Consider the following 9,811-nt stretch of genomic DNA (forward strand, 5'->3'; position numbering starts at 1 on the left):
TTGGAAGGACCCTATATAACTTATATCCAAGATACTAAACGATTTGTCATATTAGGTATTCTACCGAAAAATAAAATCAGAAATTACACATTTGATTTAACCGTTTGATGATTTGGCTAAAAACTTTGTATTTTATATAGAATACCTTAGTATTAAATTATGGAGTTCAAATATCTCCAAAAAACCAATTTGAATTCCAAATGTCCAGTGGCTTAATTAAGTTAACTTTGGAAAAAGTGATGGTTTACTTAATCCAGTCTCTGGAGTTAAATCTCGGGGTGAAAAGAAAGAACAACAAGAGAACACTCATTGGTGTACTCTTGTTGCATTTCTGATGGTATGTATCAAAATCCTGTTTATCGGGATGAAATTGAAAAAACCTATTTGATATTCTTTAAATAATGGGCTTACTTCAGGATAAAACATTAAAAAACAGACTCAGATAAATAAATGTATTTTAACCCCGTCTTTTACTTGAACCTATAGCTCTCCACGATTTATATTTTAAAAACTACCCAAAATGAAATATGATTTTTATTCCTGCAACTTTGCCCATTTACGTTATTTTTTGAGGAACTGCTTTGTAAGTAAAAAATCCAAATTATCTAACATAGCACACCTTTTACTTCATAGTATAACTTATATTCAAAACACAAAAATATTTTCACTAAAATATTTGTTATATTAAGCACTATCACTGAAAAATAAAATCAGAGATTAAACATCTGATTTGATAGTTTAATGATTTGGCTAAAAACTTTGTATTTTATATAGAGTGCGTTAGTATTAAATTGTGGAGTTCAAACCTCTCTGAAAAACTAATTTGAACTCCAAATGTCCAGCGGCTTAATTAAGTCAACTTTGAAAAAATATAAGGTTTACTTAATTCTGTATCTGGAGTTAAATCACGGGGTGAAAATAAATGACAACAAGAGTACACTTAGAAATGGTGTACTCTTGTTGCGTTTCTGATGGTAAATATTGAAACCGCTATGGCTTCTGGAGAAAGTCGCTATAGTACTGTGTCTACAATTACTGTTCCATGAGGAAGTTATTAACCATTCTTCGGGAAACATTTCCCAAAAAGAGCCTTAAAGAGTAGGTGGGGAACAAGGAAACATAGGTTCAAAGATTTTATAGAATATTAGTATAAAAGCATATACAAGAGATGGAATTTAATGCCTAACCGATGACGCATGAATCCTTATTATACTGCTTATTTTATAGTTGCCAAAAAGAATTAGGAAACCATTTTAGATATGCTTTTATGTAGAAAAGAAAAAATGTACTGCTTTAATACTAAAGCATTTGCTCTGATGAAAATATTTAATGTTTTTAAAAGCTGGCTGGAAAAGCTTTCTTCTTTAAAAAACAAAATATTCAGTGACGAGGAAATGCACTGGAAACTGGATTGTATTTTTTGCGTGGTGGAAAAAATACTAAGAAGAAAGTTATTGAAGCCTGTACAATTGCAGTCTATCATCAACGTACAGACATACCTGTGGTTACTGCACTTTTGAGTGATGATGCACTTCAATTCCAGCAAATTGCATATCATCATGACAGTTGGCTGATTTTCCTATAAATGAGAACAAAAAACGTCTTTTGAGAACAAAAAAGCTTAGTGAGTGGAAATTGAGAGATTTCCACTCAATTTGAAGAGGATACAAAACCAGTCCTTGCAAAACCAGTTCTGTCATCTTCTCTTAATTTTTTTATTTTAAACCTCATTTTCAGTTTTTTATTTGGATTTTTATTTGGATTCCCCGACAGTTATTGAGTAGTCGAAACTGTTTGTGTTTTTCGGGAGAATTGTAAGTTCCCAGGTTCCAATTGCTCCAACTGCTCTATATGTTTCGGTATATTCCCTGCTGTCACTCTGATAGCTTGAACTATCTTCCGTCGCCCACACTGGGAAGATATATCCTTGAGAGTATACGGCACCACTCTCAGAGGTTTTCACAAGGGTTAGATTAACAGGGCTAGAATTGCATTTCAGGTTTATTTCAAAACTTGGCTTTTCTATTTCAGGAGAAATACGCACAGAGTCATCCTGGCCAGAAGTTTCAGCAGAAACTTCAAGCATTATCGGGTCGGTAGTTGTGGTATTAAAGGTTCTTACGTAAGGGGTTGTAGGCTGTTTATCAACCGTAAAGCTCAGACTTATTTGCGGGACGGACCCATCATTCTCTTTCCCATCAGCGTTCATTTCGATATAGGCATCATAACTTCCGCTTGCATTCTCCGGGACTGGAACCCTGATGGTCATATTAGCGATTTCACCGGCTTTTATGGTTGAAGGTGCAGAGATCTCTATTGTATCATCACTAAAAGCCAGTTCTTCAAATGAATAGTCATATACTTCGTATTTCGTTACCTTCGGATCAATAGTAACATCTTTCCCTGCAACGTTTTTAATTTTTACAGCGTATACATATTCCTTTCCAGGCTCAATAGTGTCAGAAATATAGCTTGTCTGAAGCTCAAGCTTTGGACGGACAGGCACTGAGACACAAAGGTACATTGCATTGACATACATAGGATCACTATATCCTTCAGCAGATAGAGAATCATCAGATCCTTCAGCGGATTCCTGAATATATACAGGAGTATCGTATTCTTCTGGATAAGTATCATTTGTGAAGGCTATCTGGGCCTCATAATCTCCAGTTTCAGTATCCTCGGGAACACTTACCTCAATGGTAAAGTTCTGCTCGACTCCAGGACTTACCGTTACATTTTCAGGTAAAATCGTAATCCAGCTTTCGTTTACAACATCATAATAATAATCGTCAGATGGAGCTACAACTTTCGGGGCTATATCGAGGTTTTCGTTCCCTTCGTTCCTGAAACTGACGTTGAAGGTTTCATTCTCTCCCGGCATGAGATATACCGAATAGTAGGATGGATTTATATCGTGTACGGTGTAATTTCCGTAAATTTCTTCCAATCCAGAAACTATATTACTTTCGTAAGTTCCATTTTCGTAGGTAGCTGTTCCATTAAGCTCTTCTGGCTGAGCAAACGCAGCCGGTAATAATATCAGGCAAAGCAATAAACTAAAAAACTGAGATGCTGCCTTCAATGCTGTACTTTTCCTCATGTTTCTGACTCCCTTCTTCTAGTGAGAATTATGCATTTATAACCGATGCACTCAGGGTCTCCAATCTCCTGCAAACTAGCAGTATAAGACTCTTGATTCGTAAATCTATACTTTTTAATAAATAAATTGGATGAACATTTTTTATAATGTGTATAATCTCATTACATGTCCCCCTATAAAATACTTATGAAACCTTGTAAATATTTAGGAAGATTACAACGCAGCTTACAAATCTGCACTGAATTTGTTTCTCAAAAACTCTGAATTTAAAACCAGAAAAATAGAGCCAGGAATTATACACAGAAAGATTTAAATATTTGCAATAAGTGAGGGAGTTTAAAAAGGACTTGCTTAAGTACAAACTCGCTTATTATAATTAGATAAATGTATCCAGATGATATCTTCAAATAATGTTTTCAAATGATATCTTTATCTAAAATAGTCATCTTTCATTAATAGTCATCTTTCACAATATATTTCAAAGTATAATTGCCCATATGGATAGTATTTTTTATCTCATAGTATTTTATATTTCTTTATTTTCAAAGATATTTCTTTTTTGCAAGGCTATATACTTTCAAATACTACGGTCAACCTACCCATATTCAGGAAAATAAGCATACACCTGCTTTATCAGGATTTCTTTCGGGAAGTTTCTCTCTTTTTTTCCAGAAGTCCCCATAATTTTTCACATTCACCGGCTGTAAGCCCGATTTGCTTGACAAGGTATTCTTCCGTTTTCTGGTTCTTTACCGTGTCTTTTATCAAATGGCTTATTGTATCCCTATGATGTCCTGTTATTCGCTCAATACTTCGTATTCCGTTTTTTTCAAGGAATAACCGATATATCAGTCTTATCTCATCTGCGGATAGATGCTTGCGGTAAACAGCGGTGCCTTTTGTATCCATAAAAAATTTTCCGCAATGTTTACAATAGTATCGCTGGTGTCCGGTTTTATACTTTCCTCGCTTTATAATAGCTTTCCCTTCTATCCTGAGATAATATTTGCATTCAGGATTTGGGCAAACAGTCTCATTTTGGTTTTCAACTGACATAATATACTCAATAAGTTGTAACTTCAATAATATATTTATTTTGCTCGGTTTGCCTTAAACATTTTGTTTCAGATTGATTCATTAGCATAAAGACAAGCATTATTTAAAATTCATTATCAGATTAACTCATACAATTAATACAAATAAAATCCATTATATTTATTATTTATGAGAACAGATAAAAAATGTGGGACTCTTCCTGTAAAATTTAAATTTATCTATAAGCTTTGATCCTGCAAAAACATTCTGAGCCATAAAGAGAGAGATGTTGCTTTATTAGTCCGGGCAAATAATTATACATTGTCAAATTACCTCTTATTTGAAGCTGTTACTACATGTTTTTCCAATTGATTCCCCTATTTTGAATATTTTTGACTTGATAAAGTCAGCTGTTATTTGTCAGATGTTATTTATTTCATAGAACTATATTTATAAAGAAAAAAATTATACTTTACGTTTGACGTGAAAAGGAAATGTGACAAAGTCAAAATAAAAATTACAGAAATAAAAATCAAATTGCAGGCGATCGCCACACACTAAACAAGATGTTCTACAATTACTGTTGGTAATAATCAAAGCTTTTTTTTCGATTAAAGGCTTTATCTACCTTATTTATCACATGTTTTTGCCCTGAAATTGAATTGTCGGACAGCTGGTAAAGGACAGGATATTCTTAACTCTACATTCACGATGTAATTATTTCGGATAGGCCTTAATATGAACGATTTAAATTTTACAGCCTCTAAATATTATCTTCTTTTATACTCTCTGCACTTCTGTACGAATTTTCCTGCCGGGAAAGTTGCAGGATGAGAGTGCATATACCCTGCGAGAGTATTGTGCTCAATAAGCCCGTCAAAACCGTCCTGTATACCTTTTCCTCGAAGCATTTTGTATTCAAATCTTGCATCACGGTCACATTCCGTAATAGAAAAATGGAACTCATGACCTTTTATGTTATGAGAACAAAAATTTCTGTCTAGAGGGTGCGCTTCGGTATAGTCCAGAGCGTTAAGCTGGTGCGTCATGAGTGTATTTCCAGGCACGACATCTGCCATTTTATAGACTCTGCCATCTACTTCATAGGTTCTGCAGAGGTAGAGTAGACCGCCGCATTCTGCATATATAGGCAGGCCATCAGCTGCAAGGTCTTTAAGCTTGCGTGTAGTCTTTGAGTTTTCAAGGGATTCTGCATAGAGTTCAGGATATCCGCCTCCAAGATATACTCCATCTATGTCCGGCATTTCTCCTGCCATCGGGCTAAAGAATTCAACTTCAGCTCCATGGTACTTGAAGGCATCGAACATATCCTGGTAATAAAAACAGAATGCAGGGTCCATGGCGATTCCTATCCTGACATCTGTCTCCGGCTTCTTCATGTAAGAAATCTCCGGAATTAAACAGGGTTCGGCAAGTTCAAGAATTGCGTCAAGGTCAACATTCTCCTCAATAAATGATGCCATCTCTTCTATATTGTAATCATTTTCGTGAGCCATATACAGACCAAGATGCCTGGAAGGAACTTCGATATCTTTCCTTCGTGGAATCTCGCCTACAACAGGGATTTCATCCGAAAGTGAATTTTTTACAAGTTCCGCGTGGCGTGGACTTCCAACCTGATTCAGAATTACGCCTGAAACCTTTACTTCAGGATCGAACTCCGAGTACCCTTTAAGGAGAGCAGCCGTACTTCTGGACATGCCATTAACATCTATTACCAGAATCACTGGTAAGTCCAGAATTTTTGCAACCTGTGCTGAGCTTGCAATTTCCGTAGAATCGACTCCATCAAAAAGTCCCATTACACCTTCTACTACCATGATATCCGCATCTGCAGATGTTCTGGCTACAGTCTGCCTGACCCCATCTATACCCATTATGTATGTGTCCAGATTCCTTGACGGGAGCCCGCAGATTGCAGTATGATGGGAAGTATCAATGTAGTCAGGCCCTACTTTATAAGGCTGGACTTTTAACTGCCTTTGCTTAAGGGCAGCCATGATGCCCACTGAAATTGTAGTTTTTCCAACTCCACTATGCGTTCCTGCGATAAGTATTCCTTTAGTCATCTGCTGGATATTGTTGCTTTTAAAATATATTAAAGCTATTAGTCCAGCTGTAAGTGATTGTCCGATGTTTGGCAGGTAAACATGTAATTTTGAACTTTTTTATTGGTTGGGGTTTTTCAAACGTTAAATAATACGTAATGCGTTTAAAATGGGTTAACATATATACAAAATTTCATGACATAATAAATAAATCAATTTCATTCAATTTGATAATACAATATATGAGAAAAGTGTTATTTTTGTTGTTGTATTCCCAGTAGTTCCGATCAGACTGACTTCCGAATGATAAAAACCAATTGATCTTACTTTTTATCTACTGATTTTCAAAGTGGATTATATTATTGATCAGATTTTAAAATTTTTAAGCTATAACTTTCACTTACATTTTTCAAAAAATCAGATCACATTGAGTAATTTTATAGCATACGCTATCAGGTTCTTAAACTTTAATTTGAGATAAGTTATATTACAGTTAATCGAATGCGTAGCACTTGATTTCTTTCTTCATTGACCCATTTCAAACAATCCAGTAACACACTAACAGGAATAAAATTCAGCGATTTTAGTCCATATCTTATAACTTTGTTTATATCTTCATTTATTAATGATTTTAGCTCATAAGCTGTAATTTCTAGAACTGACTTTAGCATATTTAGCACATTGTACATTATACATTGAATAATAAAGAACAATACTCTTGCTACTGGAGACCTTGTACATGATCGTATCTTGAACTCGTTTTTCACTCTATATCCAGTTTCTATATTCCATCGTTTTCTATATTCTTCAGGAATCATCTTTTCAAATTTCTCAATTGATTTTGCTTTTTTGTTTGCAGCAAACAGAAGATACTTTTTCTTTTTATCATTATATGTTGCCACAACATTGAAAGAAGGTCCTCCGTTCTGAAAATAATATTCAAAAATAGTCAAAGTATTTCCATACTCTCTTTGATGATTTTTAAGTTATCTATTGATAACCTGAGTCGATTTAGCTGCTATCACAAAATTGACTTTAAGTTCATCCAACTTTGAAATCACATCAGTGTTAAAAAATTCTTTATCGAGGTATGTTGTTCCTGTTTTACACCTATCGTTTTAAGTCTTTTGAATAAAGATTCGATTAAAAGAGAATAATTCTTGTCCAAACTATTGATGTCTATTACGTCAAGTGTTAAGTGAGAAGTTCCAATTATAGACCCTTGAAAAATGATTAGTTTTTTAAGAGGCCTAAATTTATAGTATCTATTTAGGTAGCTTTTGAAAAGCTACATTTTTTCCTCTATTGGAGAATAACCTTTTTCCGCCGTGTCAATTTCCACCGTGTCGATTTTTTGTCATCTTATTAGGGGTTTGCATAAGAATTATTATCCTTTTATTGAGTATTATATAATTCAATGAATAATAACACATCCAGGAGTGAGTCTCCAAATCTTAACCGACACCGCATGATGTTCGCTTGAATAATTTTTATATGGGGAGTGAAACTCTATGGTAGAAGATAAGAAAATGGTAGAAGAAGAGAAAGAAGAGAAGAAGGAAGAAGAGGAAGAGGCTGCTCATGTAGATCCGATACATCCTGAAGATGAGCGAGGGGGAAAAAAGAAGCATCTGTTGAGTTGTGACAAGAGTAGCTGATCATAACTTTATAATTCAACAGGTTGCTGGAAAGGCTGAATAAGGTTTTTGATCCTCTGAATGCTGCAATTAACACGGATGTCCAGGAGGCCCTTTTCCTATTCGAGAGCCCGGTGCTTGAAGGGCATCGTCGCGAATTTGCTGTAAATCCTATGCCAATTTTTTATATACTGTGTGTAATTTTGTTCTTTCGACATGGAATTTTCTACTTTGTAATTTTTTGTTGTACTTACAGAAGATTAGGCACACTGCCGCTTCGAGATAACATAAATATAAAAATAAGGGATTATCCGTTTTTGAGCCATTGAAATTAAAATCTCTTTTGCACCTAAAGTCAAAGACGACGTTCTGACACGTGTAAAAAAACATGAAAAACTGGGTTCTGCTGCAAAAAATCTGGTTATTTTACAAAATTAGTGAGTAACTTTGCAATTAGAAAAGTTAACCACTCTTATCATCTAGAAAAATGGTACATAAAGGTATTAATTATAACTTTAAAGTGCGAGAAGAAAATTTTTGCAACACAACCCTTTCATTTGTTTGTGCCTATTTTGCAAGAATTTCATGCTCGTTTGAACCCGCTATTAAGTCTTGATAACTGCTGTGCAAGTATTGCACACTCCTGTCCGATAGCAGCAGCAAGCATCGGATCAAAGCTGCTTCCGAGTCCACCAAAATCAAACTCGGTGTCTCCTTCTATATTTACCCCTTCAAGAGATAGTATTTGTGCGTCTTTGACTATGTCTTTTACTTCTGATAACTTAATTTTCTTTGTCATGTAAACCTCACTTTATCCGTAAGTTTTTCGTTTGATAAGTGACTATATAAATAAAGTATAAATACAGATTTTACTATTCGACATGAAAGTACAGGTTTTGTTACAAAAATCCTGAAAGTTAACAAATCTAATCACCTAGAATGGTACATAAAAGTATCAATTATAGCCTTAAAGTACGAGAAGAAAATTTTTGCAACACAACTGGGGATTTGGGGCCCCAATGAAGGAACCCTAATTTGTTTATATTCAGTTTCAATAGTTTTTTAATCTTTGAGGCAAATTTTTAGAATGTTTTTTTGGTGAAGCCTCTGGCTTATGTAGTTGATACTGATTTTTCAATACCTTCGCATTAGTTTTCAAGGCGGAAGTAATGCTCTGTCAAATTGTTTGACATCTTTACTTCCAAGCACTACTTATAGAAGTTGTTTTATATAAATATAACAAAAATGATAATAAGTTTGAGCTTTATGGGTAAAATAAACACATTATAGGTATTTTTTACCAACCCCACTTATCCGGTCTTATTGGTCCTTGGCAAATCAGTCAAGACTGTTTTTCTCTGAAAATACCTGCACTCAGAAGAGTTACACTGGGAAATAAATGAAGGCCTGAATGTTAGATCGTCCATCATTATGCGGTTGGTGTTTTCATGACTTATTATCCAGTGCTAGAAATTTTTTATGTTTCGTGCATCAAGCTTGCTATTAACCTTATTAAATTGCACAAAAGGCATGATGCACCACTAAAAGTGTTTTGGAAACAACATCAACTAACTAATAATATGCGAACTGCTTCTATTAATTGACTATAAATAATAAAAAAGAAAAAATATAGGAGGTTTACAGGCAAATCATTCCCTGAAGACTGCAGGTTTAAGGAGATATAAAATGGAAAATTACTCCTGGAAGACTACAGATTTAAGGAGGATACAAAATGGAACCTTAAAGGATAAATCAAGTAAATCTGATTTGCCCATATATGAAATAACTTTTAGATATATATAGATTTCGTATTCATAGGACCTTACCTATAAAAACAGTAAATATTAAAACAAGTAAAAGTGAATAAGTTAATATATACTGGAAATGAAAAAAATAGCAGAAATAAATAAAAGACTCCATTGGTCATCGGTTAAGGATTTATTTCCGTCTTCTGTTACTTTTTTTGA

6 protein-coding genes and 1 pseudogene are annotated in these 9,811 nt (G+C 34.4%); 2 read left to right on the forward strand and 5 right to left on the reverse strand.

Annotated features, from left to right (window positions below):
* The first annotated feature begins 1,420 nt into the window (after positions 1–1,420).
* A complete protein-coding gene (locus A9239_RS19515; RefSeq protein ID WP_155396474.1) occupies positions 1,421–1,585 on the forward strand; it encodes a hypothetical protein in 165 nt (54 codons plus the stop codon).
* Between the two features lie 168 nt (positions 1,586–1,753).
* On the opposite strand, the gene A9239_RS10985 is transcribed toward A9239_RS19515, so the two are convergent.
* The 4 genes and pseudogenes from A9239_RS10985 to A9239_RS11000 form a co-directional block, all read right to left on the reverse strand.
* A complete protein-coding gene (locus A9239_RS10985; protein ID WP_048154996.1) occupies positions 1,754–3,103 on the reverse strand; it encodes a hypothetical protein in 1,350 nt (449 codons plus the stop codon).
* A 633-nt stretch (positions 3,104–3,736) separates the two neighbouring features.
* Positions 3,737–4,159 carry a helix-turn-helix domain containing protein gene (locus A9239_RS10990; RefSeq protein ID WP_048118994.1) on the reverse strand — a complete coding sequence of 141 codons (423 nt, stop codon included), beginning with the start codon at positions 4,157–4,159 and terminating at the stop codon, positions 3,737–3,739.
* A 749-nt stretch (positions 4,160–4,908) separates the two neighbouring features.
* Positions 4,909–6,228 carry a cobyrinate a,c-diamide synthase gene (locus A9239_RS10995; protein WP_048118998.1) on the reverse strand — a complete coding sequence of 440 codons (1,320 nt, stop codon included), beginning with the start codon at positions 6,226–6,228 and terminating at the stop codon, positions 4,909–4,911.
* 461 nt (positions 6,229–6,689) lie between these two features.
* Positions 6,690–7,423, reverse strand: a pseudogene (locus A9239_RS11000) (transposase); the annotation flags it as partial.
* A gap of 295 nt (positions 7,424–7,718) precedes the next feature.
* Here A9239_RS11000 and A9239_RS19520 point away from each other — a divergent pair.
* Positions 7,719–7,865: a hypothetical protein gene (locus A9239_RS19520; protein ID WP_155396475.1), complete on the forward strand. Its 147-nt coding sequence runs from the start codon at positions 7,719–7,721 to the stop codon at positions 7,863–7,865.
* Positions 7,866–8,427: 562 nt separating this feature from the next.
* Here the strand turns inward: A9239_RS19520 and A9239_RS11005 are convergent.
* Entirely contained in the window at positions 8,428–8,643 is a 216-nt protein-coding gene (locus A9239_RS11005; RefSeq protein ID WP_048119001.1) for a hypothetical protein, read from the reverse strand.
* Positions 8,644–9,811 lie beyond the last annotated feature (1,168 nt).

Origin of the sequence: Methanosarcina sp. A14 (assembly GCF_001729375.1) — an archaeon.
Taxonomy (GTDB): Archaea; Halobacteriota; Methanosarcinia; order Methanosarcinales; family Methanosarcinaceae; genus Methanosarcina; species Methanosarcina barkeri.

Excerpts from the sequence above, each read along its gene's own strand:
- A9239_RS10985 (WP_048154996.1), bottom strand. The coding sequence starts at position 3,103 with ATGAGGAAAAGTACAGCATTGAAGGCAGCATCTCAGTTTTTTAGTTTA.
- A9239_RS10990 (WP_048118994.1), bottom strand. The coding sequence starts at position 4,159 with ATGTCAGTTGAAAACCAAAATGAGACTGTTTGCCCAAATCCTGAATGC.
- A9239_RS10995 (WP_048118998.1), bottom strand. The coding sequence starts at position 6,228 with ATGACTAAAGGAATACTTATCGCAGGAACGCATAGTGGAGTTGGAAAA.
- A9239_RS19520 (WP_155396475.1), top strand. The coding sequence starts at position 7,719 with ATGGTAGAAGATAAGAAAATGGTAGAAGAAGAGAAAGAAGAGAAGAAG.
- A9239_RS11005 (WP_048119001.1), bottom strand. The coding sequence starts at position 8,643 with ATGACAAAGAAAATTAAGTTATCAGAAGTAAAAGACATAGTCAAAGAC.